The following is a 23,712-nucleotide window of genomic DNA, read 5'->3' as shown; positions in this document are numbered from 1 at the left end:
GGTGTGGTCTCTGGGTTACGGGTTGAACCTTGCGGGGTCGACCGGGAGGTTGAAACGCTTGTTGCGGAATTCGTAGACCGAATGCCCGCCCTCGGTCTCGCAGAGTTCCATGCGGTCTAAGGTCATGTCCCTCAGGTCGAAGCAGAGCGTGATCGAGTCGATGTACTTGCGGGCGCGCTTCGACTCGGGAACCATTTTCACCTCCCCGACACCCTCCTTTTCGGTGTAGCCGATCTGCCACCCCTGGCCGAACTGCGAGAGGTCGCCGGTCATGCTGGCGCGGATCATCAGCGCCACCTGTTGCAGCATGGGGTTGGCCGACGTCGCGGTCTGGGTCACCTGCCCGGCCGTTTTGAGGATGATGCGGTCGTTGCGGATAATCACCTTGTCGCCTTCGGGCACGGTGTAGTCGAGCGCCATGGCCAGGCTGTTGTCGTAATAGAAGCGGCCTTTGAGCTCGATCTCGTTCTTCATGCGGCACACCTGTTTGCGCTGCGTGAAGTCGCACTGGATAGTCCTGTTCTCGCGGCTGGCTTCGGCGAGCCGCTCTTTGAACGACGCGGGCAGCCCGGCCCGGGCCGTGAGCCCCGACAGGAGCAGGGCGGGGATGAAAAGAAGTGACGCTATCTTCATGGTTTCTCGGTTTTAAACAGTTCGCATACGGTCGCCGTGCGGTACCCCCGACGTTCGAGGTCGTCGAGCACCAGCGCCAGCAGGCGTCCGGCGCCGGGGCGGTCGTCGTGCAGCAGGATCACCTTGCCGTCGCCCAGCCGTCGGCGGATACGGCGTGCCACGGCCTCGCGGCTGCGGTGCCGGAGCGTGTCGAGCGAGCGGATGCTCCAGCCCACGCAGCGGCTTCGCGTCCGTTTCACGGCGCGTGCCACCATCGGGTTCGTGACTCCGTAGGGGGGCCGGAAAAGGTCGGTTTCCACGCCGGTTATCCCGCGCAGCGACTCCCTGCACCGCAGGATGTCGGCCGCCATCGCCCCGCTTCGCCGCATCGGGAAGCCGGGGCTGTGGCTCCACGTGTGAATGCCGATTGCGTGCCCCTCGGCGGCCATGCGGCGTACGATCTCCGGGTGCAGCTCCGCCTTGCTGCCGATCAGGAAGAAGGTCGCCCGTACGCCGTGTTCCCTCAGCGTGTCCAATACGCGCGGCGTCTGCTCGGGGTCGGGCCCGTCGTCGAACGTCAGCGCCACGACGTGCCCCGCCGCCCGGTTGCGGCACAGGCTGCGGACATACGCCCCCAGCCTGATCTGGTAGGAGCAGTAGAAAAGGGCGAACCCCGCGGCGATTATGGCGATAATTACATACATGTCAATTCGATGGCGGATACGGTGCTGCCCGGGAAATCGTTGTAAAGCACGATCCTCTGCCCGGCGTTCCCCGCGTTCCCGATGTCCCCGGTGTCCTCGATGCTCCCGGCGTTCCCGATATTTCCGGCCTTACCCGTATTCCCGGCCTCCCCGGCGACCACGCGGCGGAACACCTCGGCGATGGCCGTGAAATGGGGCGTCACGCCGCTCATCGACGCACGTATAGTCCGGCGCTCGCCGCTTTGCGGCGTATTCCCCGGTTCCTCCCCGTTCCCGGCGGCCGCCCCCGTGCCGGGACTTCCCCCGGCCGGGATTTCACGGCCGGCGTTGTCCCCGGCCGATGTCCTTGTGCCGGCGTCTTCCCGGGAGTGGATTCTTCCCGTGCCGGCGCTTTCCCCGTCCGGGAATTCACTGCCGGCGCTTTCCCCGATGGCTGTGCCGTCCGGGAACCGGATCCCCGTGATCGCCGCGACCGAGGTGTCGAACGCTTCGGCGGTCAGCACGAAGAATACCGACGATTCGCCCCAGCCGCCCTGTTGTGCCACCCTGAGGCGTTGCAGGATTATCCCGGCCGACGGCGTCGTCTCGTCGAACGCCCCGACCAGCACCGCCCGCGACAGCCCCGCGCCGATGCGCAGTGCGGCATCCGTCAGGGCGTTCTCGAAGCTCGTCCAGCGGTTGGCGTAGGTCGTATTATAGCAGTGCAGCCCGCGCAGCAGGGCGATCTGCGCCCCGACCGTGTTGAACGTCGACTGGATGAACGGCGTCGGGTTGAGCATCCGCTCTTCGTTGGCGATCAGCGAGTCGAGGAATTTCTCGCTGTCGGCGATGCACCCCAGCCCCGTGGCCGTGACCACGGCCTCGACCGCCGCCCGGTCGCCGAATTCCAGCAGCGATTCGATGCCCGCCGCGACGCCCGACTTCACCACGCGGCTCATCCTCCGGCGGAGGTTCATTTCGGGGATCAGCTCCTTGATGTCGCGGCGCAGCCCGGCGCCCGATGTGATGCAGTTGACGTAGAGTTTCATTTGGCAAAGATTAACGAACAGCAGTTGCCGCCGAACCCGAACGAATTTGAGAGCACCGAACGTACGTCGGCCTCTTGCGTCCGTGCTACGGGGTGCAGCCCGAGTTCCGGGATCGGCTCCGCGAATCCGGGGTTGCCGTAGCGCAGCCCGTGTGTGATAGCCAGCACCGCCAATACGGCCTCGATGCCTCCCGCCGCGGCGAGCGCATGGCCCGTGTAGCCTTTCGTCGAACTGAACGGCGGCACCTGTCCGCCGAACAGCCGCCGCAGGGCGGTGCCTTCCGTGAGGTCGTTGTTCGGGGTCGCCGTGCCGTGGACGTTGATGTAGTCCACGCGGCGCAGCCCGCTTTGCGCCAGCGCCCCGGCCATGGCGCGGTATGCGCCCTCGCCCGTTTGCGACGAGGCCGTCTGGTGATGGGCGTCGTTGGCATTGGCATATCCCGCCAGGCGGCAGTAGGTGCGCATGCCTGGCCTTTCGTGCGTGAGGACGAGGTAACCCGCCCCTTCGCCCAGGTTCAGCCCGGCTCGCGTGGCGTCGAACGGACGGCAGGGCTCCCGGTCGAGTACCGAGAGCGAGTTGAAGCCGTTGAGCGTGAAACGGCAGAGGGCATCCGTGCCCCCGGCCACCACATAGTCGGCCATGCCGCTCCCGAGCAGCAGGGCGCCGGTGACGATGGCGTTTGCGGCCGACGAGCAGGCCGTGCTGACCGTCGCCGTGTAACCTCCGATACCGCAGTGGCGGGCGATCCGTTGCGTGCTGTCGGCACAGTCGTGCCCCGCCACGTCGCGCAGCCTCCCTTTCGCCTTGTCCGTGCGGAAGTCGCGGTAAAAATTCTCCGTCAGATCCATGCCGCCTACCGAGGTGCCCGAGACGAGTGCTACGCGCGCCCCGGCGGGGATCGCCGCATCCGCCACGGCCTGTGCGGCCGCCGCCATGCCCAGCAGGGCGGTGCGGGAGGGATGTTCGCGCTCCGGGATGCCGAGCAGCTCCCCGAGCGCCGCGTTGTCCCGTTTCACTTCGCCCACGGGCACGCCGACAGCAGAACCGAGAAGCGTCGGCTTCCCGATTCCGCTGCGTCCGGTGCGCAGGCTCCCGAGCGTCTCCCCGGCTCCGATGCCGATGGCCGAGACGATCCCTATGCCGCAGACGGCTATGCTCATTGCGGGCGGTTCTTGCGGATATAGTCGGCCAGCGTGGCTACCGAATAGAATATCGGTTTGGCCTGGGCCGGGTTTGCCAGCCGTATGCCGTAGTGTTTTTCGAGCAGGAGGGTGATTTCCAGTGCGTCGATCGAGTCGAGTCCCAGCCCGTCGCCGAACAGCGGCGCGTCGGTCGCTATCTCGTCGGCGGTGATCTCCTCGAGGTTCAGCGCTTCGATAATTTGTTGTTTGAGTTGCAGTTCCAGATCTTCCATCGTATTTTGTCCCGTTTTTTCGGTTAATGTCAGTTCGCAGTCGTAGCTGCCGCCGTCGAATTCGCACCAGCCCCACAGGACGGCGTCCATGCGCCCTTCGGCGATCAGCGAAGCGGCGTATTCCCGGATAAAGTTACTGCTTTTGTCCGGGAACGCAAAAAAAGTGCTCTCTCCCTTCAGCCCGTGCTTGATCGCCACCTGCCCCAGCATGATGTTGGGCAGCGTGTAGACGAACACCGCCGGTGAAGCCCCGCACCCGTCCCCGGCGTCGATGATCGCCTGGTGGCGCCGGTCGCTGTCGAGCGAGGCGCTGCGGTTGGCCATCACCACGCCGATGCGCTCCGCCGGGCAATCGGGCCTGTGTCCGGAGAGCAGTTCGCACGAGGCGACGTAGGCCAGCTTGCACAGGTCGTCCATCTTCGAGAATTTCATGTTCGGGTCTGCGAGCGCCCGGTATCTTTCGCGGATGAAGGCGTCGAACGGCAGCGAAGGGTGTTGCGCAATGACGACGTGAGCCGTATCGTGACAGCGGATTCCGCTGCCGTGTCGTCCTGTGCCGGTTTCCGCATGGCCGCCGGCCTTTTCTCCGGTGTCCGGATTCCCGTGCCCGACCGCATTTTTGCCACGCGCCCGGTCATTCGCGCTCATAGCCGTTCCGCTTCGGGCACAGGCAGCCTCCAGGCAGTCGTTCCCGCCTTGCACATCTGTGTTTGGCCCACACCCTTGTCCCGTTGCCGTTTCATTTCCGGGCGCGGCGTCGGGGCCCGCTGCGCGGCGGAATACGACCGCGGCGTTGCAGCCCCCGAATCCCGAGGCGGTTTTCAGCGCCGCGTCCGTCCGTATCTTGCGGTGCGCGGCGCTCACGTCGGGCGGGTAGGGTACCCCGCACTTCGCGTAGCCCTTCACCCCGAAGCAGGTGCCCTCGCACAGCTCCCGTACCGTAACGATGCTCTCGATCACGCCCGAAGCCCCCAGGGTATGTCCGAAATAGGGCTTCAGCGAGTTGCAGGGCACGCCGCACAATCCTGCGAGGTGCAGCGCCCTGCTTTCCATCTCGTCGTTGTAGACGGTCGCCGTGCCGTGGGTGTTTACCAGCCCGATCTCCCCGGCCCCGATTCCCGCCTCGGCGAGTGCCGCGCGGATAGCGTACCAGAGCCCGTCGCCTGTGCGCGAAGGCGCCGATATGTGGTTGGCGTCGTTCGAGATTCCGCCTCCCGCCACGCTCACGCCCGTGGCCGAGAGCCGTCGGTCGCGTGTCAGCAGGACGGCGCCGCACGCTTCGCCCAGCGTCAGCCCGTCGCGTGCCGCATCGTAGGGACGGCAAAGCGTCGGGCTCACCGACTTGAAGGCGTTGAATCCGCTGACGATGAAGTCGCTCAGCAGGTCGAATCCCGCCACGAAGACATGGTCGTACCGGCCGCTGCGGATCAGCCGCGCCGCGATGACGATGGCCGAAACCCCCGAGATGCAGGCGTTCGAGATCAGCAGCGGCCGGTGCGCGGCGTCGAAATGACGCCCCACGACCTCCGCGGTTCTGTTCAGGTCGCATCGCTCCGGGGCGCTCCCCAGCGACCCGATCTCCCCTTTGGTCGTCGCCAGGACGATCAGCACCCGCTTGTCGGCGGGCGTGACCCCCGAGCGGGCGACCACCCCGCCCAGTGTCGCCAGGACGAGCCGTTCCATACATGTATACTCTGCAGGGGGTTGTCCCGCCCCTGCCGGTGACCCCGCCGGTGACCCGGTCGTTTCCCATGCCGGCCCGGCTGCCGCTTCCGCCGTTTGTCCTGCCGCCGCCGGATTTGCGGCCGCCCCGGCCGTTTGCTCCGGCGCTGGCTCCGCTGCGGCCGCCCCGGTCTTTCCTGCCGGTCGTTCCGCCGCCAGCCCCGGCCTTTCCGCTGCCAGCGCCCCGAGCCGCTTCCGGTCGATCAGGCATACGGGCGTACTGTCGTGCCACGACGCCAGCGAGCTTTTCATGGCGCGTACGGCGGCCATGTTCTCCTCCGTGCCGAAGCCCAGCGCCGAGACCATGTCGTCGGGCCCCCACCAGACCGTTATTTCACTTCCCATCGCTCTTTCCATTTGCGGTAGAATTCCGGCGCGAGCAGTTGCAGTTCGCCCCGGCTGTCGAGGAACACCTGCGTCGAACTGCCTTCGGCCACCACTTCGCCGTCGGTGGCGCTGCGGATCGTGTACTCGAAACAGACCTTCGCCGCCTCGGTGGCGATATAGCGGGTTTCCACCACGGCCGAGTCATTCACTTTCAGCGGTTTCCTGTATTGCAGGTGCAACTCGACGATCGGCGCCGTGTAGCCGCTGGCATAGATGTCCATGTAACCCAGCCCTGCGAATTCGCGGCCGAACGCCTCGCGCCCGTCCTCGAAATAGCGCACGTATTCGCCGTGCCACACGATCTGCATCGAATCCACTTCGCTGAACCTCACGCGCAGCGAGGTTTTGTTCACGAGGCTCGCCTCGGTCTTTTTCCTGCGTACCATCACTCTTCCAGGTATATTTTCATCCGGCACTCGGCGACGGGTTTCCCGTCGCATTCCGTCCGCGCCGAAAGAAGCGTTACGTTCATCACCGTCTGTTCGATCACGTTCTGTGTGACGAGCCTGCTGCCTACCGGCGGCAGGAAGTGCACCTTCAGGTCGTTCACGGCGCCGATGTACCCCAGCAGCACCCTTTGGCCCATCGTGCGGCTCATGTAACCCGCCCTCAGGGCGGCCGACTGGGCGATGTGCTCCACGATGCCGCACTCGTCCAGCACCCCGTCCGCGACGAACAGGTTGTCCGCCGTAACGGTCAGCCCGCTGCGTGCGCATCCCTGCTCGTCGATGCCGTAGAAGGTGTCGACCATCACGATCGGCGTGCGCTGCGGGATGCAGTCCAGTATCTCGCCCGCCGTAATCAGGGTTTTCTCAGGTACTCCCATAAAGGCCCTTTTTTATTTCGTTTCAATCGCAGCGTATCCGCCAGCGCGCTCTGCGGGTCGTCGGGGAAAACCCATGCCTTACCCGTGGCCAGCGCGGCCTGCCGCACCTGTTCCAGGTCGAAGTCCGACGAGAGGTAGTAGGTCGGCCCCAGCAGGTCGTCGTCCCGGCCGATGGCACCCTCTTTCGCGGCCAGCTCCGCCAGCCGCGTATGCGGGTAGATGCGCATGCCCGCATAGGGGAACATGACGGTGTACTCCATCCTCCGCGAGTTTTCGATCGTTTCGCGCACGTTTTCGCGCGTGTCGCCGTAGCCGCCCAGGATCAGGAAGTGGGCGTAGTAGACGCCCTCGTCCAGCGCGAGCCGGCTTGCCCGCACGACGTCGCCGAACGTGAAATGCTTGCCGTAAGCCTCCAGCGTCCGGTCGCAGAACGACTCGGTGCCGAATTCGATGTGCGTAAGCCCCGAAGCCCGGAACAGCCGCATCTGCTCAGCGTCGATGCCCCGCGGCGAGAAGTAGGCGCCCCAGCGGATGTCCGTGCGGCGGCGGATCAGCGTCTCGGCCAGCCGGACGTTGTATTCCGGGCTGATGTTGAACACCGAATCGGTGAAAAACAGGTAGCTGATCCCGTAGTCGCGCTTGGCGCGGAGGATGTTTCCGGCGATCGCCTCCGGATCCATCGTCCGCACGCACCGCCCGTCGATCGAGGGGTACGAACAATAGATGCAGTCGTAGGGGCATCCCCGCTTGGTCTGTATGTTGAGCATCCCGCTCCGCTTCCAGTAATAGCCCGTTAACTCGGGCTCGAACTGCACCTCGATCGACGGCAGGTAGCTCCTGCGGCCGCTTCCGCGGCGTCCGTCGCGGGTGTAGACCGACGGGATGTCGATCTCCGTCCGGCCGCGCTCCAGCGCCCCGATCAGCTCCGCGAGCGGCCCTTCGCCTTCGCCGTGGATGCCGTAGTCGGCGCCCAGCTCCCGCATGAAAGCCTCGGGGTAGATCGAGAACCCTGCGCCGCCGATGATCAGGGGGGCGTCGCTTGCCGCGCGTATGACGTCCGCCAGCGCCCTGTACTGGGGCAGGAAACCCCGCCGGTCGAGCGAGTTGGCCCCGTCGACATTGCGCAGCGACAGCCCGATGTAACGGGGTGCCAGCATGCGGATACGCTCCGCCAGCTGCCCGTCCGTGAGCAGGTTGCAGTCCGCCATATCGACGCGTATCCCGCTTATCGTGCGCTCCAGATAGGTTTTCAGGTACGAAAGTCCGAGCGGATAAACGGGGTAGGGCGAGGTGTGCCGGTTGGCCGATACGAGTAATATGCTACATGCGCTCACGACCAGAACCGATAGAAGTTGAACCACTGCTGCGGGTAGCGTCTCACCACGGCTTCGAGCGAGCGTACGTAGCTGCCTAGCACGGCGTCGCGGGTCATGGGCTGCCCGTCCGGGATGTCGAAGATGAACCGGTAGCGCCTGCCGCGCTCGCGCATGGCATAGTAGAATACCACCGGGACGCGGAATTTCCCGGCGACGGCGAACGGCCCTGCCGGGAACGGCGCTTCGCGCCCCATGAAGGGCGCCTTCGCCGTCGGGCTGCCTTCGACGAAGCGGTCGCCCTGGAAGCAGACGTACTCCTTGCGGTCGAGCACCTCCTTGATGCGGAGGATCGACTCGATGCCGCCCTCGTTTACCGCGATCACTTTGTAGCCCTCCTGTTTGCAGTGCTTGTCCATGACGTTTTTGATCTGCCGCAACTCGGCGTCGTACATCACCAGGTGCATCCTGCGGGCATAGTCCCCGAAGAACCCGGCCCCCGTGCCCCAGCATCCGACGTGTGCGCCGATGATCACCGCCCCGCGCCCGCCGTCGAGCACGCGCAGGAAAGCGTCGTAGTTTTCGAATTCGAATTTGTATTTCCGCTCCATGCCGCTGCCGATGGCCACCCGGTCGATGATCGTCTGGCCGAGCGCATAGTAGTGGGCGTAGAGTTTCACCGCGGCCCGAAGCCGGCCGTATCCCAGGATGCGGCGGTTATAGAACCATATGGCCCGCGTGGCGCGGGGTGCGAAGGGTATGAAATAGACGACTACCAGCGAGAGGAAGGCATACGCGCCCCGTATCCCGGACACCCGCATCAGGAAGATGAAGAAGTTGTATCCGAAACCGCCGCCGCGCGAGCGTCCGCTCCACTGCTTGCCGTTATTTCCCATTCGTCCGGCTGATAATCAGGTCGTAGAAGTCCCGGAAGGTCTTCAGCTCCTTGAAATCGGGGCCCGTGAGCGTTACGCCGAAGTTCTTGTCGACGATCACCACGACGTCCACCAGGTCGAGGCTGTCCAGGTCGAGCGTCTCCAGCAGCGGGGCTTCGGGCGTAATGGTCGTCCGGTCGACTTCGAATTCATCGGCCAGTACGGTATTGATCTTTTCTATGAGTTCCTGTTCTGTCATTTTTAGGAAAGGGTTTATTTGTATTTCTTAACGATCAGGGTCGAGTTGGTGCCGCCGAAGCCGAACGAGTTCGAGAGGAAGCAGTCGAACTCCGTGTCCACCCTGCGGACGGGGATGTTGAGCTTCGAGGTGGCCTCGTCGCCCTCGGTGAAGTTGATGTTCGGGGCGATGAACCCGTGCCGCATCATCAGCATCGAGTAGACCACTTCGCTGGCCCCGGCCATCCACATTTCGTGGCCGGTCATCGACTTGGTCGACGCCACGTAGGGGTTGCAACCGGCGAATACCCCGGCTATCGCCTCCGCCTCGTTGTAGTCGCCCAGCGGCGTCGAGGTGGCGTGCGCATTGACGTAGGGGATCTCCTCGGGCCGCATTCGGGCGTCCTCCAGACACCGCAGCAGCGAACGGCGCGGGCCGTCGACGTTCGGCACGGAGATATGCTCGCCGTTCGACGAGAACCCGTACCCGACCACTTCGCCCAGGATTTCCGCGCCCCGTGCGACGGCCGATTCATGGCTTTCGAGGATCACCGTCGCCGCACCCCCGCTCGGCACCAGGCCGTCGCGGTCTTTGTCGAATGGGCGCGATGCCGCCGTGGGATCCGATTCGCGGGTCGAGAATGCCCCCAGCCCGTCGAAGCTGCCCACCGAGTAGAGGTTCACCTCCTGTGCGCCGCCGCAGACCACGCGCTCCTGCAACCCCTGCCTGATCATCAGGTAGCCCATGCCGATGGCGTGCGACCCGCTGGCGCAGGCCGCCGAGAGCGTGAGGTTGATGCCCCGCAGGTTGAAGATCACCGAGAGGTTCATCGTCACGGTCGAGTTCATCGACTGGAAGATGTTGCCCGAGCCGACCATCGCCGTGTTCCGCCTGGCGCGGATGATGTCGATCCCCTCGATCACCGGCGCCGCACTGCTGTCGTTGCCGTAGATGATCCCCACCTCGTTCGCCGCCAGGTACGCTTCGTCCATCCCCGCGTTGCGCATCGCCTCGGCGGTGGCCATGTAGGCATATTCGCCCTGCTGGGGCAGGCACAGCCGCTTGCGGCGGTCGAGCACCCCTTTCAGGTTCGGTTGTTCCACGATCCCCGTCAGCGACGAGATGTATCCCAGCTCCCTGCGCGCCGGGTCGAGCCCGATGCCCGAGCGTCCCTCGCGGAGCGACTGCGTGACTTCTTCCGTATTTTTTCCGATGCAGGCCCAGATGCCCATTCCGGTGATAACTACTCTCTTCTCCATGGTCTCAGGTATATAATCCCCCGTTGATCGAAATGACCTCCCCCGTGATGTAGGAGGCTTGTTCCGAGATGAGGAACATCGCCAGGTCGGCGACTTCGGCCGGTTCGCAGAAGCGTCCGGCGGGTATCTGTTTCTTGAGCTCCGCCTCGTCGATGTCGGCGGTCATGTCCGTGCGCACGAACCCCGGGGCGATGGCGTTCACCGTCACCCCCTTCCTGGCCACCTCCTGCGCCAGCGCCTTCGTCGCGGCGATCACGCCGCCCTTGGCCGCGGCGTAGTTGGCCTGCCCGGGCAGGCCCTTGATGCCCGAGAGCGAGACGATGTTGACGATGCGCCCGAAACGGTTTACGAGCATCCCCTTGAGCAGCGGCCGCGTGACGTTGTAGAACCCGTCGAGGCTGGTGCCGATCACCGAGTGCCACTGCTGCGGTTCCATCCACATCATCAGCACGTCGTCGCGGATGCCCGCGTTGTTCACCACCACCTCGATGCAGGCGCTTTCGTGCGCTTTCTGCCAGGCGGCGATGGCCGCCGCGCTCTCTTCGCCCGAGGCCACGTCGAATTGCAGCGCCTCGCCGTCGCCGCCCGCGGCGCGGATGCCCGACAGGGTCTTTTCGGCCTCGGCGGCGTTCGACTTGTAGTTGACGAGCACGTGGTAGCCGCACCCGCCCAGTTTGAGGCAGATTTCGCGGCCTATGCCCCGGCTGCCGCCGGTCACGAGTGCGTATTTATTTGTTTTTGCCATTTTCTGCGGTTATAGCTTCCTGCAACTCCTCTCCCAGCGAGCGGCGTACGACTTTGCGTGCGGCATCCGCCTGGGCGTTGAACCCCGTGAATTCACTGGCGCGGCCTTTCTGGAGCTTTGCGCGCCAAAGTTCCCGGCCGTCGGTGGTCAGAATCGAAACGGTCGTGAACATACGCGCACCCCACGAGATGCTGAACCCCGAGCCCTTCTTTTCGACGCGGATGCGGAGTACGAAATCTGCGTCGGCCTTGTCGTCCACCACCTGCCAGCGGTTCCATTCGGGCCCCTTCAGCGCCGCGATAAAAGGTTTCGCGTCGTCTTCGATATTGTTCCTCACGTCGATGAATTCGACATAAACCCGGTTGCCGTCGGCCGTCAACCGTCCCAGCGAAATGTCTTGGGCGGATGCGCAGAAAAGAGCGCACAATGCCGCCGTCAGGGTGGTCAGAAGGTTTTTCATAGGGAAGCGGGATGGGTTTTCAGGAGGTTTTCGATGGCGGCGATCTCCCTGTACTTGGGCCTGTCGTCGGCAAAGCGCGGCGCGATGGCCCGGATGTCGGCATACAGTTGCCGCGTAGTGTCGGAGAGCTCCCCGGCGCATTGCAGGTAATCCGTGGCCTGCGCCAGCGCCAGCATCTCGATCGCGACCACCTGGTACCCGTTCTCCACGACCTGCCGCGTGAGCATCGCCGCGTTGGTTCCCATGCTCACGATATCCTGGTTGTCGTTGTTGTTCGGGATCGAGTGGACGTACATCGGATTCGAGAGCGTCTGCGACTCGGCCGTGGTCGAGGTCGCCGTGAACTGCGCCGCCTGCAACCCGTAGTTGAGCCCCAGCTTGCCGAGGTTCACGAACGGCGGCAGCGTCTCGTTGATGCGGTCGTGGAAAAGGTAGTTCAACTGCCGTTCGGCGAGCATCGTCATCTTCGTCACGGCGATCTTGAGCTTGTCCATCTCCAGCGACACGTAGTCGCCGTGGAAATTCCCGCCGTGGTAGATCGTTCCCGCCGCGGGGTCTACCACCGGGTTGTCGTCCACCGCGTTGAACTCCTCGACGAGGATCTTCTCGGCCTGGGAGATCGTTTCGAGCACCGGCCCCAGGATCTGGGGGATGCACCGCAGCGAGTAGTAAGGCTGCACCTTGTGCCTGAAGGTGGGCGCCGCGCCCGTGTCGCCGCTGTAAAGTTCCGCTTCGCGTTTGCGCAGCCGGCGGCTCGTGGCGCATATGGCGCGCATCTGCCGGGCGATCTCGATCTGCCCCGCGTGGAGTTTGTATTCGTTGAGCGCCCCGGCCATGAAGTCGTCGTACGATTCCACGATTTCGTTGAGCATCACCGACGCCTTCACCGCCCACCCCAGCAGGCGGCGCGCCTGGGCCAGATTCACCAGTCCGATGCCCGTCATCACGGCCGTGCCGTTCGTGAGCGCCAGCCCGTCGCGGATGCGGAGCCTGAGGGGCGCTATGCCGCATGCCGCCATCGCCTCGGTAGCCGGGACGGTTTCGCCCCGGAACGAGACCTCCGCCTCGCCGATCAGCGCCAGTACGATGTGCGCCAGCTGCACCAGGTCGCCGCTTGCGCCTACACTGCCGTGGCGCGGCACGAGCGGGTATATTTCGTTGTTGAGGAAATCGGCCAGTATCCGCACCACGTCGGGGTGCACGCCCGACTTGGCGTTGAGGAACGTTTGCAGCCGCGCCAGCATCGCCGCCCGCACGCAGATGTCGGGCAGCGTTTCGCCCGCGCCGCAGCTGTGCGAACGGATGATGTTGTACTGGAGGCTGTTCAGGTCGGCGTCGCCGATCCGGTACTGTGCCATGGGGCCGAACCCCGTGTTGATGCCGTAGATGACCTTTCCCTGCTCGAATTCCTCCAGGAAACGGTAACACGCCTCCACTTCGCGCAGGGCTTCGTCGTCGATCTGTATTGCGGCCTTGTTGAAAATCCGGTCGTTTATGGTATTTAGGTTCGAACGTAGCATTTTTTGAGCCGGTTTATGGCTCCAAAATTACAAAAACTATCTCAATAAATATTTATAAGTTTGTTTTTTTGTTTATATCGTCGGGCGATGCGGTCTGGCGCCTAAGGCTGCGGGCGGCATCCGTGCCCCGGAAAAACAGCGGAGGGCACCATCGGGTGCCCTCCGCCGCCAAGGCATATCCTGCGTGTTATTTCACGCCGAACTTGTAGATGCAGACCTGCGTATAGGTCTCCCCGGGGCGCAGTACCGTCGAGGGGAAATTGTCGTGGTTGGGGCTGTCGGGGAATTTCTGCGTTTCGAGCGCCAGCGACTCGCGGTAGCGCTGCGGTTTGCCGTATTTGCCGATGCTCGTGCCGTCGAAGAAGTTGCCGCTGTAAACCTGCAGCCCGGGCTGGTCGCTCAGCACCTCGATGGTACGTCCCGAGGCGGGTTCCCAGACCGTGGCGGCCTGCTCGATGCCGCTTGGGGTCTTGCGGTCGATGACCCAGTTGTGGTCGTAGCCGCCGCCGTTGCGCAGCTGCTGGTTGTCGGCTCCGATGCGCTCGCCGATGGCGTGCGGCTCACGGAAGTCGAACGGCGTACCCTCCACCGGGGCGATCTGGCCCGTGGGGATCAGCACCGAGTCCACCGGGGTGGTGTGGCTGGCATTGATCGTCATCACGTTGTCGAGCACCGTGCCGTTGCCTTCGCCCTTGAGGTTGAAGAACGGGTGGTGCGAGAAGTTCGCGACGGTGGGCTTGTCGGTCGTGGCCTTGTAGTCCACGCGGAATTCGTTGTCGGGGGTGAGCGAGTAGGTCATCTCGATATCCAGATTGCCCGGGAACCCGTCCTGTCCGTCGGGATGGAGGTAATGCAGCACCAGTTTGTCGTCCGTGGCCGACACTACGTCCCATACCACCCGGTCGACGCCTTTCAGCCCGCCGTGCAGCGTCTGCCCGTTGTTGTTCAGGGGAAGGGTGTACTCTGCGCCGTCGAGCGTGAAGCGCCCCTTTGCGATGCGGTTGGCGTAGGGGCCTACCACGGCGCCGAGGAACCGTTCGCCCGTGTTGTCTATGTAGCGGCCGATGTTTTCGTAGCCCAGTACGATGTCCTCGTAGCGGCCTTCGCGGTCGGGCGTCCAGAGCGATACGACGCGGGCGCCGTAGTTGGTGACCTGCATGGTGATGTCGCCCGCATGGAGCGTGTAGAGTGCGACGGGTTTGCCGTCGACGGTGGTCTGGAATGCCTCTTCGGGCAGCAGCGGGAGTTCCGTTTTCTGCACGCCGCACGCAGCCAGCAGCGACATGCCGAGTAGGATAAGCGATTTTTTCATCGGTTTCGGGTTTTTTTAAGTTTTTTCAGCACGTAAAGATAAACGATTCCGGCGAAAAACGTGCGCTGCGGCCTGGTTTTTTGCCGGAGCCCGTACGGTTTCGGCACGCTTTCGGACATTTGCGGCGTATATTGGCGGGATTTTGCTATTTTTGCCAGGGACATCAGCCCGCTCCATGAAACAGAAGCAGATATTCACGTTCCGCGATGCGGAGAAGCAGGTCGCCCCCGCGGCCTTCTCGATCATGCTCAAACCGGCGGGCTCGGCCTGCAACCTCGACTGCCACTACTGCTACTACCTCGACAAGGCGGTGCAGTACGGCGGCCGCCAGGCCGTGATGGACGACCAGCTGCTGGAGCTCTGCATAAAACAGTACATCCGGGCCAACGAGGTCGACACCGTGCAGTTCTGCTGGCACGGCGGCGAGCCGTTGCTGCTGGGGCTGGATTTCTACCGCCGGGCGATGGAGCTGCAGCGCAGGTACGCCGACGGCAAACGGATTGAGAACACGTTGCAGACCAACGGTACGCTGGTCGACGAGGCGTGGTGCGACCTCTTCGCCGCCAACAATTTCCTGGTCGGCCTCTCGCTCGACGGGCCCGGGGATATCCACGACGCCTTCCGCCTGACCAGGGGCGGCAAACCGACCTTCGAGCGCGTGATGCGGACGGTCGGGATGTTCGGGCGCAGCGGCGTGGAATTCAATACGCTGAGCGTCGTGAACCGGTGCTGCGAGGGGCGCGGCGGGGAGATCTACCGCTTCTTCCGCGACGAGGTGCACAGCCGCTTCATGCAGTTCCTGCCCGCCGTCGAACACGTCGTCGACAAACCGGGACACCACCGTCCGCTGATCGTCCCGCCCGGACACGAAGGGGCGCGGCTGGCCGGCTGGTCGGTCTCGGCCGAAGGCTACGGGCATTTCCTGTGCGATGTTTTCGATGAGTGGGTCGTAAGCGACGTGGGGCGCTGTTTCGTGCAGTTGTTCGACGCCTCGCTGGCGCAGTGGTGCGGTGTGCAGCCGGGCGTCTGCTCGATGGGCGAGACGTGCGGCGACGCGCTGGTCGTCGAGCACAACGGCGACGTCTACTCCTGCGACCATTTCGTCTACCCCGAGTACAGGCTGGGCAATATCCGCGAGACGCCCCTTGCCGAGCTTTACCGCTCGCGGAAACGCCGCGAATTCGGGCTGGACAAACGCAACACGCTGCCCGCCGGGTGCCTGCGCTGCAACTACTATTTCGCCTGCCGGGGCGAATGTCCCAAGCACCGTTTCGCCCGCGGGGCCGACGGCAGCCCCAAAAATTCGCTCTGCGAGGGGCTGATGCATTATTTCCGCCACGTCGAACCCTACATGGAATACATGCGCGACCTGCTCGCGCGGCAACAATCCCCGGCCTGGGTCATGCCTTTCGCCCGCAGGCGCATGGGGCTGATGTAGCCGTCCGTTGCCGATCCGGTGGCCCGGCGCACACCGGTCCGGCCTTTCCCGCTCCGGTTTAACTTTCCCCTGCCTCCCTCTGATTCCCTGCCGGTGTTTTCTTCCGTTTTTTGCGGAATACCCACAGCAGCGGCAACCCCGCTGCGAGGGTCAGCCATGTCACCACGCCCAGCGCGTCGGTCACCCCCTCGACATAGGTTTGGGAAGCCGATACTGTTTCGTGCGCCGCATGGAAGGCCGTCCGGGCCGAGTAAACGGCTGTCAGGATGGCGATGCCGATGCTGCCTGCGAGCTGTTTGATGCTGTTCGAGATACCCGCCGCTGCGGCCATGTCGTGCTGCGTGAGGTTCCGCAGCGAAAAGAAGTTCAGCGGGGCGAACGTGAGCCCCATGCCCAGCCCGCGGATATAGAGCACGAAGAGGATATGCCGGTGGGAGGTGTGGAGCGAGAAACGGCTGGCCAGCCAGAAGCTCAGCGCCAGCAGCAGGATGCCCGCCGCCGTGAGCAGCAGGGGCTTGACGTAGCGCGTGAGGTAACCCGATACGGCCGACAGCACCCCTTGTATGAGCCCCACGGGCAGGAATACGCTCCCGGCCATCAGCGCCGTGTAGCCCAGCCCGCGCTGCATGTAGAGCGGCAGCAGGTAGGTGCCGCCCAGCATGCCGATCGAGAAGAGCGTCAGCACGGCCATCGAAACCCCGAAGTTGCGTTCCCCGAGCAGGCGCAGCTGCAGCAGCGGCGCCGGGCTGCGCAGCTCCGTGCGGACGAAGTAGGCGAGCGCGACGGCTGCCACGGCGAAGCAGCCGATCACCGTGGGCGACGCCCAGCCGTCGTGGTTGGTCGGCGAGTTGCCCCGCGCCAGCGCAAAGATCGCCAGCGGCATGAAGAGCGCGATGGCCACGAATCCCCGCCAGTCGAACGGGTGCCGCGCCGGGCTTTTCCATTCTTTCTGGATAAAGGCCGAGAGCAGGATGGCGAGCACTCCCACGGGGACGTTCACGTCGAAAATCCTGTGCCAGCTGTACGCATCGACCAGATAGCCGCCCAGCAGGGGACCGAACGAGATCGAGGCGGCCGCCGCCATTGCCCACAGGCCGAGCGCCAGGCCGCGCTCCTCGGGGCGGAATTCGCGGGTCACGATCGCCAGTCCCAGCGACTGTATGATACCGCTGCCGACGCCTTGCAGGGCGCGTGCCCAGATCAGGAACAGGTCGCCCGGGGCTTTGCCGCAGAGCCACGACCCGAGCGTGAAGAGTGCCAGCCCCAGGATATAGATGCGTTTGTTCCCGAAGCGGTCGGCGAACCATCCCGCCGAAGGGAGCATGACGGTCATGGTGATCATGTAGGCGGTGATGACCCATTCGGCCGTCGAGATGCCGATGCCGAAAGCCGACATGATGGCCGGCAGCCCGACGTTGACCACCGTCACGTCCAGCACGGCCATGAACGTCCCGAGCATGATCATGCCCAGGATCCACCATTTGTAGGCGGTGCTTTGCCGGATATGTTCGCCGAGGGTCGCCATCGGCGGGCGATACGTCAAAAAAATGCCACTCTGCCGATGCCTGCCGCATGGGACGCCCGTCCTTTTGCGTTTTTTCCCTTTCCGGGTTTTCTTCGCCTTCCCCGGATGCTCCTCCCGGCTCCCTCTGTCCGCCGCATGGGGTTGTCCGTTTGCCGCATGGGACACCCGTCCTTTTGCGTTTTTTCCTTTCCGGGCTTTCTCCACCTCCCCCGGATGCTCCTCCCGGCTCCCTCTGTCCGCCGCATGGGGTTGTCCGTTTGCCGCATGGGACGCCCGTCCTTTTGCGTTTTTTCCTTTCCGGGCTTTCTCCGCCTCCCCCGGATGCTCCTCCCGCTCCCCGCCGTCCGTCCCGTTGCGGTAGCGGCCCGAAAAAAGGGGATGCCGCTGGAAAGCGGCATCCCCGTACGTGCAGGCCCTGTAAGCCGGGTTCTGTTCCCGGGGCGAACCCCGGGCCCCTGTCATTTATCTAGGGCGGCAGTCTCCTGCCGTCTCAAGCAACCTACCCCCCGGCATCGGGCGAGCAACCCTTAATTGCCGGTATACACGGTCTTGCAACCCGCGAGACGTACTGCCGGGCGGCATCGCTGCCCCCGCGGTGGGCTCTTACCCCGCCTTTTCACCCTTACCCGCCGGGATTACGAAAATCCCCTGCGGGCGGTCGTTCTCTGTTACGCTCCTATACCCTCACGGATATCAAGTCGTTAGCTTGCGCGGTGCTCTGTGTTGCCCGGACTTTCCTCTCCCGGCCTCGGCCGGCAGCGACAGGGCGGGCCTGCCCCGCAAAGGTAATAAAATTCGGCGGATTCCCGCTCCGGGGGCGCGATTTCCGGGCATAGGCCGGGAATATCCCGGCTTGCCGCCATGGTATCCGCGTCCATGCCGTGCCCGGGCTCCCGGCCTGTGCCGTGACGCATTCCCGCCGGGCGGCAGGGGGCTTCCCCGTGAAGGCGGCGTATCGCCGCCGTCCCGGCCTCCGCCTTTTCCCTGTCGCCGGATACGGCGCTGCCTGCGCCGTTTCCCCCCCCCGTTCCCTTTCGGCATACTCCGTCCGGACGCACCGTATGCCCCGTACGGAATCTTTTTTGCAAATATTGGATAAAGTTGTATTTTTGCTCAGTCCCTCCGCCGTTCTTCGGGGCGGCGGGACAGAAGAATATACCGGCCGATGGCAGATAACGCGCATACGATCGACATACAGGACAACCGCACGGTTGTCGGATTGCTCCGTGCCGGGGATGAAAAATGTTTCGATGCGCTTTTCCGCCGCTATTACAAACCGCTCTGCACCTACGCCACGCGCTTCGTGCCGCCGGTACGCGCCGAGGAACTCGTCCAGGACACCCTGATGTGGGTGTGGGAAAACCGCACCTCGCTGATTCCCGAGATGCCGCTCAAATCGCTGCTGTTCACCATCGTAAAGAACAAGTCGCTTAACAGCGCCTCGCGCGACACGCTCAAGAACCGCATCATCCGCCAGCTGGCCGAACACTACGAAGAGACGTTCGACGACCCCGATTTCTACCTCGAGGGCGAACTGGTGCAGCGGCTGGCCGAAGCTCTGCGCAAAATGCCTCCTGAATTCCAGCAGACCTTCCGTATGCACCGCCTGGAAGGTATGACCCACAAAGAAATAGCCGCCCGCCTCAACGTTTCCCCGCAGACGGTCAATTACCGTATCGGGCAGACCGTGCGCCTGCTGCGCGAGGAACTCAGCGATTACTGGCCGCTGCTCGTGCTGTTGCTGTGCCCTGACCTCTCCTGATAAGGAAATCTGAATTTTTTTTCGCCTTTCCGTTAGCATCCTTTGCTGACGGATTGTATTACTTTATAGACAAGCAAACAGCATGGCAAATTTCGAAATCGACGAAGAGGTATTGGTAGCCTTCCTCAAAGGCGAGCTGGACGCAGCGCAGGCGGCGGCCGTAGAGGCGTGGTACGACCGCTCGGCTGCAAACCGCAGGATGCTCGGCCAGGTCTATTATATATTATATGTCAGCGACCGTATCAACGACGCGGCCGGTATCGACGTCGAGCGTTCGCTCCGGCAGTTCAAGCGCCGCATGCACGCCGGACGCCGTATCCCCCTGCGCCGTGTCGCGGTGCGTATTGCCGCTGCGGCCGTGATCGCCGCGGTGCTCCTGGCCGGCGGGTTCACGACCGTGTCGCTTTCCAAGCGCCTGGCGCAGCCCGTGACCGTCGTCACCCAGCTGGGCGAGCGGTCGCAGGTGGTGTTGCCCGACGGGACGAAGGTGTGGCTCAACTCATCGAGCAGCGTGGAGTACGTTGCCCCTTTCTTTTCGCGCCAGCGCCGCGTGAAGATGGAGGGTGAAGCCTATTTCGAGGTCGAGCACGACCGCCGGGCGCCGTTCGTCGTGTCGACCAACGGCCTGGACATCGAAGTCCTCGGCACACGTTTCAACATCCGCAACGACGACAACGAGCACCGTGTCACCACCGTCCTGCTCGAAGGCGCCGTCAAGGCCTATGCTTCGGGACGCGAGCAGGCCTCGGTGCGCCTGCACCCTGCGCAGCAGCTGGTTTTCGACACCCGGACGCACGCCATGCGCCTGACCGACTGCCCCTCGGCCGAACGCTCGATCAACTGGATCGACGGCCGCTTCTGCTTCGAGCACGATACCTTCGGGGAGATCGTCGCCGAGCTCAAGCGCTACTACAACGTCGACATCCGCTTCATGGACAACCGGCTCCGCGACATGCGCTTCTCGGGCAATTTCCGCGTCGAGGACGGCATCTACCACATCATGTCCGTATTGCAGCTGACCTATAAATTCAATTACAGGATCGTCGGCAACGACATCGAACTCTACGCAAACCCTGAACGATAACCGAATACGAACTTAAAATCTTTCGATCCGCCTATGGAAAATTAATGTCCTTTCCCCCGGATGCCGCACTCTGTGGCGGCCTGTTTCGACACCTAACCATTACAACTAACCTAAAATCTGATCCATGAAAAAAACTAACCTTGCGACAGGCAGGGGAGGGCATGTTGTCACGGCATGTTTCCGTTGTCTGTTCGTTATCCCGATGCTGCTCCTGGGATGCTTCGGCGCCACCTCTGCCGCGGCACAGACGCAGCAAGCCCTCTCGCGTGTGAGCCTCGATGCCCGGGACGCGACGGTCATCACGGTTTTCCAGGCTATCCAGCAGCAGACGGGCTGTTCGTTCGTCTACAATACGTCGGACATCGACACCGACCGCAAAGTGAGCCTCTCGGCGCACGACGAACCGCTGCAGGCCGTGTTGGACAAGCTCTTCGCGGGTTCCGACATCGCTTATACCCTTCGGGACAAGCACATCGTACTCTCGAAGAAAGCTAAAAATTCCCCCCCCCACAGCGCCCAGGGCGGCGTTACCGGAGTCATAAAGGACGATAAGGGCATGCCCCTGGTCGGCGCCACCGTGCTTATCAAAGGTACGACGACGGGTGCCGCCGCCGACGTCGACGGCAATTTCTCGCTTCCGCAGGCCAAACCGGGGGACACGCTCGAAATTTCGCTCATCGGCTATACCAAACAGGAGCTTCCCGTCTCGGGATCCGCCCCGTTGTCGGTGGTCATGCACGAGGATAACGAAGTGCTCGACGCCGTGGTGGTTACCGCCCTCGGCATCAAAAGGTCGGAGAAAGCACTGACCTACAACGTGCAGGAGGTCGCGGGCGACATCGTCAACACGGTCAAGGACGCCAACTTCATGAACTCGCTTTCGGGCAAGGTCGCCGGCCTTCAGATCAATGCCAGCGCCTCGGGCGTGGGCGGTTCCACGCGCGTGGTGATGCGCGGCGTGAAGTCCATCAGCGGCAACAACAACGCCCTCTATGTGATCGACGGTATCCCGATGCCCGACCTGCGTTCGTCGCAGACCGAGGGCACCTACGAAACGCCCGACGGCGGCGATTTCGAGGGTATCTCGAACCTCAACCCCGAGGACATCGAATCCATGACGGTGCTTTCGGGCGCCACGGCGGCCGCGCTCTACGGTTCGCAGGGTGCCAACGGCGTGATCGTCATCACGACCAAAAAGGGCGAGGAGGGGCGTGTGCGCGTGAACTACGCCAACAATACCACCTTTTCGTCGCCGTTCGTCATGCCGCAGTTCCAGAACACCTACGGCACCGAAGCTACGGCACCGTCCATGAGCTGGGGTACGAAGCTCTCGACCCCGACCTCGTACGACCCCTCGGATTTCTTCCAGACCGGCTTCGAGGAGACCAATGCGATCTCGGTTTCGGGTGGTACGCGCGTGAACCAGTCCTATTTCTCGGCCGCTTCGCTCAATTCGCGCGGCATCATCCCCAACAACGTCTACAACCGGTACAACTTTACCTTCCGCAATACCACGCAGCTCATCAAGGACAAGCTGACGCTCGACCTGGGCGCTTCCTACATGCGCCAGTACAAGCGTAACCCGCTCGTGCAGGGCCTCTACCACAACCCGCTGATTCCCATTTACCTTTTCCCGCGCGGCGACGACATTTCCAAGTACGAGGTTTACGAGCGTTACGACGCCACGGCGGGCTATATGAAGCAGTTCTGGCCCCTGGAGTTCATCACCGGCGTCGAGAACCCCTGGTGGATCACCAACCGCGAGCTGTTCGAGAATACGGCGCACCGCTATACGTTCAACGCCACGCTCAAGTGGGACATTGCCGACTGGATCACCCTCACGGGGCGCGTGCGCACCGATAACATGGTGATGAACTATACGCGTAAGATCTATGCCTCGTCCGACAAGCTGTTCGCTTCCGAGTACGGTAACTACCAGAACAACAAGATCCACCACAACAACCTCTACGCCGACGCCCTGCTGTCGATCAACAAGAGTTTCTTCGACGACAAGTTCTCCCTGTCGTTCAACCTGGGTGCGAGCATTCTCGACGACAAGAACGACGGCGAAGGCTTCGAGGGCCACCTGGCCACCATCGCCAACAAGTTCTCGGTCTACAACGTGGATATGAGCCATTCGCAGACCAAACCCTACGCCGACCGCTACCACGACCAGACGCAGGCCATCTACGCCACCGCCCAGCTGGGATATAACGGCATGGTCTACCTCGACGTGACGGCGCGCAACGAGTGGGCGTCGCAGCTGGCCTTCACGCCCCATATGAACATTTTCTACCCGTCGGTGGGTCTTTCGGCCGTCATCTCGTCGATGGCCGACCTTTCCAAAGCCGGCATTTCGTTCCTCAAGGTGCGCGGCTCGTATGCCGAGGTGGGCAACGCCCCGCAGCGGTTCATCACCGGTGTGAACACCCCCTTGCTGACCGGCGGTATCGTTTCGTCGGACTCCTATGCCCCGGCTGTCAACCTCACGCCCGAGCGCACCAAGTCGTTCGAGGCGGGTCTGAACGCCAAGTTCCTCGGCAACAGGATATGGATGGACTTCACCTATTACAACACCAACACCTATAACCAGCTCTTCAGCTACGATGCACCTCCCAGCACCGGTTACAAACGTGCCTATGTCAATGCCGGCAAGGTCAACAACTGGGGTATCGAAGCGGTCTTGGGTTACAAGAACAAGTGGCGCGACTTCTCGTGGTCGACCAACGTCAACTTCTCGATGAACCGCAACAAGATCAAGGAACTCGTCCCCGAGGGGACGCGCGACGTGGCCGGCAACCTGATCACCATCGACGAGGTGAACATGGACTACGGCGGCTACCGCATGAAGATCAAGGAGGGCGGTTCGATCGGCGACTTCTACGTGACGGGGCTCAAGACCGACGACCAGGGGCGCATCTATGTCGACCCGAATACCAATACCGTCACTACCGATCCCAACACGTGGCTTTACGGCGGCAATACCGAAGCCCGCTTCCGCCTGGGGTGGAACAACCGGTTCTCCTACAAGGGCGTGAACCTCGGCGTGCTGTTCGATGCCCGCATCGGCGGCCAGGGCGTCTCGGCGACGCAGGCCCTGATGGATCGTTGGGGTGCCTCGCAGGATTCGGCCGACGCCCGTGAAAACGGCGGCGTCTGGATCTCCGAGGATCAGAAAATCCCCGATGCCAGGGTCTTCTATGCCAACAACGGCAACGGGCTTTCGATGCTTTCACACTACGTTTACAGCATGACCAACGTCCGCCTGCGTGAACTTACGCTGGGCTACGACCTTCCTTCCAGGTGGTTCAACGACAAGGTCGGCATGACCGTGTCGCTCGTGGGCCGCAACCTGTGGATGATCTACAACAAGGCGCCGTTCGATCCCGAGATCACCGCTTCCACGGGTACCTATTACCAGGGGCTCGACTATTTCATGCAGCCCAGCTCCCGGACTATCGGCTTCAGCGTAAGACTCCAATTCTAAA

20 protein-coding genes and 1 other RNA gene are annotated in these 23,712 nt (G+C 63.2%); 4 read left to right on the top strand and 17 right to left on the bottom strand.

Annotated features, from left to right (window positions below):
* Positions 1–15: 15 nt before the first annotated feature.
* From lolA2 to NQ559_RS06175, 15 genes are all read right to left on the bottom strand, one after another.
* On the bottom strand, positions 16–633 hold the full coding sequence (gene lolA2, locus NQ559_RS06245; protein ID WP_018695677.1) for a flexirubin biosynthesis/transport protein LolA2: 618 nt from the start codon (positions 631–633) through the stop codon (positions 16–18).
* Positions 630–1,316, bottom strand: a complete 687-nt coding sequence (locus tag NQ559_RS06240; RefSeq protein WP_018695678.1) for a polysaccharide deacetylase family protein — start codon at positions 1,314–1,316, stop codon at positions 630–632. The genes lolA2 and NQ559_RS06240 overlap by 4 nt, the downstream gene beginning before the upstream one ends.
* The gene (locus tag NQ559_RS06235; protein WP_018695679.1) at positions 1,307–2,344 is read right to left on the bottom strand and encodes a beta-ketoacyl synthase chain length factor; all 1,038 of its coding nucleotides are present in this window, start codon (positions 2,342–2,344) and stop codon (positions 1,307–1,309) included. Before NQ559_RS06235 ends, NQ559_RS06240 begins: the two co-directional genes overlap by 10 nt.
* Positions 2,341–3,504 (bottom strand): beta-ketoacyl-[acyl-carrier-protein] synthase family protein, encoded by a 1,164-nt coding sequence (locus NQ559_RS06230; RefSeq protein WP_018695680.1) that lies wholly within the window; start codon positions 3,502–3,504, stop codon positions 2,341–2,343. The genes NQ559_RS06235 and NQ559_RS06230 overlap by 4 nt, the downstream gene beginning before the upstream one ends.
* A complete protein-coding gene (gene apeE / locus NQ559_RS06225) occupies positions 3,501–5,825 on the bottom strand; it encodes an ApeE family acyl carrier protein (RefSeq protein ID WP_154654013.1) in 2,325 nt (774 codons plus the stop codon). The genes NQ559_RS06230 and apeE overlap by 4 nt, the downstream gene beginning before the upstream one ends.
* Positions 5,810–6,253, bottom strand: coding sequence for an acyl-CoA thioesterase (locus tag NQ559_RS06220; protein ID WP_018695682.1), 444 nt, complete (start codon positions 6,251–6,253; stop codon positions 5,810–5,812). The genes apeE and NQ559_RS06220 overlap by 16 nt, the downstream gene beginning before the upstream one ends.
* Positions 6,253–6,693 (bottom strand): hotdog family protein, encoded by a 441-nt coding sequence (locus NQ559_RS06215; protein WP_018695683.1) that lies wholly within the window; start codon positions 6,691–6,693, stop codon positions 6,253–6,255. The genes NQ559_RS06220 and NQ559_RS06215 overlap by 1 nt, the downstream gene beginning before the upstream one ends.
* Entirely contained in the window at positions 6,669–8,054 is a 1,386-nt protein-coding gene (locus tag NQ559_RS06210; protein WP_026318325.1) for a lipid biosynthesis B12-binding/radical SAM protein, read from the bottom strand. Before NQ559_RS06210 ends, NQ559_RS06215 begins: the two co-directional genes overlap by 25 nt.
* On the bottom strand, positions 8,024–8,902 hold the full coding sequence (locus tag NQ559_RS06205; protein ID WP_018695685.1) for a lysophospholipid acyltransferase family protein: 879 nt from the start codon (positions 8,900–8,902) through the stop codon (positions 8,024–8,026). Before NQ559_RS06205 ends, NQ559_RS06210 begins: the two co-directional genes overlap by 31 nt.
* Positions 8,892–9,140 carry a phosphopantetheine-binding protein gene (locus tag NQ559_RS06200; RefSeq protein ID WP_018695686.1) on the bottom strand — a complete coding sequence of 83 codons (249 nt, stop codon included), beginning with the start codon at positions 9,138–9,140 and terminating at the stop codon, positions 8,892–8,894. Before NQ559_RS06200 ends, NQ559_RS06205 begins: the two co-directional genes overlap by 11 nt.
* 14 nt (positions 9,141–9,154) lie before the next feature.
* Positions 9,155–10,378, bottom strand: coding sequence for a beta-ketoacyl-[acyl-carrier-protein] synthase family protein (locus tag NQ559_RS06195; protein WP_026318326.1), 1,224 nt, complete (start codon positions 10,376–10,378; stop codon positions 9,155–9,157).
* A gap of 4 nt (positions 10,379–10,382) precedes the next feature.
* A complete protein-coding gene (gene flxB / locus NQ559_RS06190; protein ID WP_026318327.1) occupies positions 10,383–11,123 on the bottom strand; it encodes a flexirubin biosynthesis SDR family reductase FlxB in 741 nt (246 codons plus the stop codon).
* Positions 11,107–11,583 (bottom strand): hypothetical protein, encoded by a 477-nt coding sequence (locus NQ559_RS06185; RefSeq protein WP_018695689.1) that lies wholly within the window; start codon positions 11,581–11,583, stop codon positions 11,107–11,109. The genes flxB and NQ559_RS06185 overlap by 17 nt, the downstream gene beginning before the upstream one ends.
* The gene (gene flxA / locus NQ559_RS06180; protein ID WP_018695690.1) at positions 11,580–13,103 is read right to left on the bottom strand and encodes a flexirubin biosynthesis tyrosine ammonia-lyase FlxA; all 1,524 of its coding nucleotides are present in this window, start codon (positions 13,101–13,103) and stop codon (positions 11,580–11,582) included. The genes NQ559_RS06185 and flxA overlap by 4 nt, the downstream gene beginning before the upstream one ends.
* A gap of 187 nt (positions 13,104–13,290) precedes the next feature.
* Entirely contained in the window at positions 13,291–14,415 is a 1,125-nt protein-coding gene (locus tag NQ559_RS06175) for an aldose epimerase family protein (RefSeq protein ID WP_018695691.1), read from the bottom strand.
* A gap of 175 nt (positions 14,416–14,590) precedes the next feature.
* On the opposite strand from NQ559_RS06175, the gene NQ559_RS06170 reads away from it, so the two are divergent.
* Positions 14,591–15,853, top strand: coding sequence for an anaerobic sulfatase-maturation protein (locus NQ559_RS06170; RefSeq protein ID WP_018695693.1), 1,263 nt, complete (start codon positions 14,591–14,593; stop codon positions 15,851–15,853).
* Between the two features lie 58 nt (positions 15,854–15,911).
* Here the strand turns inward: NQ559_RS06170 and NQ559_RS06165 are convergent, their stop codons facing one another.
* The gene (locus NQ559_RS06165) at positions 15,912–17,378 is read right to left on the bottom strand and encodes a DHA2 family efflux MFS transporter permease subunit (protein ID WP_018695694.1); all 1,467 of its coding nucleotides are present in this window, start codon (positions 17,376–17,378) and stop codon (positions 15,912–15,914) included.
* Between the two features lie 402 nt (positions 17,379–17,780).
* Positions 17,781–18,156: RNase P RNA component class A (gene rnpB, locus NQ559_RS06160), an RNA gene on the bottom strand.
* Positions 18,157–18,543: 387 nt separating this feature from the next.
* On the opposite strand from rnpB, the gene NQ559_RS06155 reads away from it, so the two are divergent.
* The 3 genes from NQ559_RS06155 to NQ559_RS06145 all read left to right on the top strand — a co-directional run bounded on the left by NQ559_RS06155 (position 18,544) and on the right by NQ559_RS06145 (position 23,711).
* Positions 18,544–19,140, top strand: coding sequence for an RNA polymerase sigma-70 factor (locus NQ559_RS06155; protein ID WP_018695696.1), 597 nt, complete (start codon positions 18,544–18,546; stop codon positions 19,138–19,140).
* An 82-nt stretch (positions 19,141–19,222) separates the two neighbouring features.
* On the top strand, positions 19,223–20,224 hold the full coding sequence (locus NQ559_RS06150) for a FecR family protein (RefSeq protein ID WP_018695697.1): 1,002 nt from the start codon (positions 19,223–19,225) through the stop codon (positions 20,222–20,224).
* A gap of 124 nt (positions 20,225–20,348) precedes the next feature.
* Entirely contained in the window at positions 20,349–23,711 is a 3,363-nt protein-coding gene (locus tag NQ559_RS06145) for a SusC/RagA family TonB-linked outer membrane protein (protein WP_018695698.1), read from the top strand.
* Position 23,712 lies beyond the last annotated feature (1 nt).

This window comes from Alistipes onderdonkii, from assembly GCF_025145285.1.
In the GTDB taxonomy this organism is placed as follows: domain Bacteria; phylum Bacteroidota; class Bacteroidia; order Bacteroidales; family Rikenellaceae; genus Alistipes; species Alistipes onderdonkii.
The sequence above is the reverse complement of the archived record's forward strand: the minus strand, read 5'-3'. Positions and strand labels throughout refer to the sequence as shown.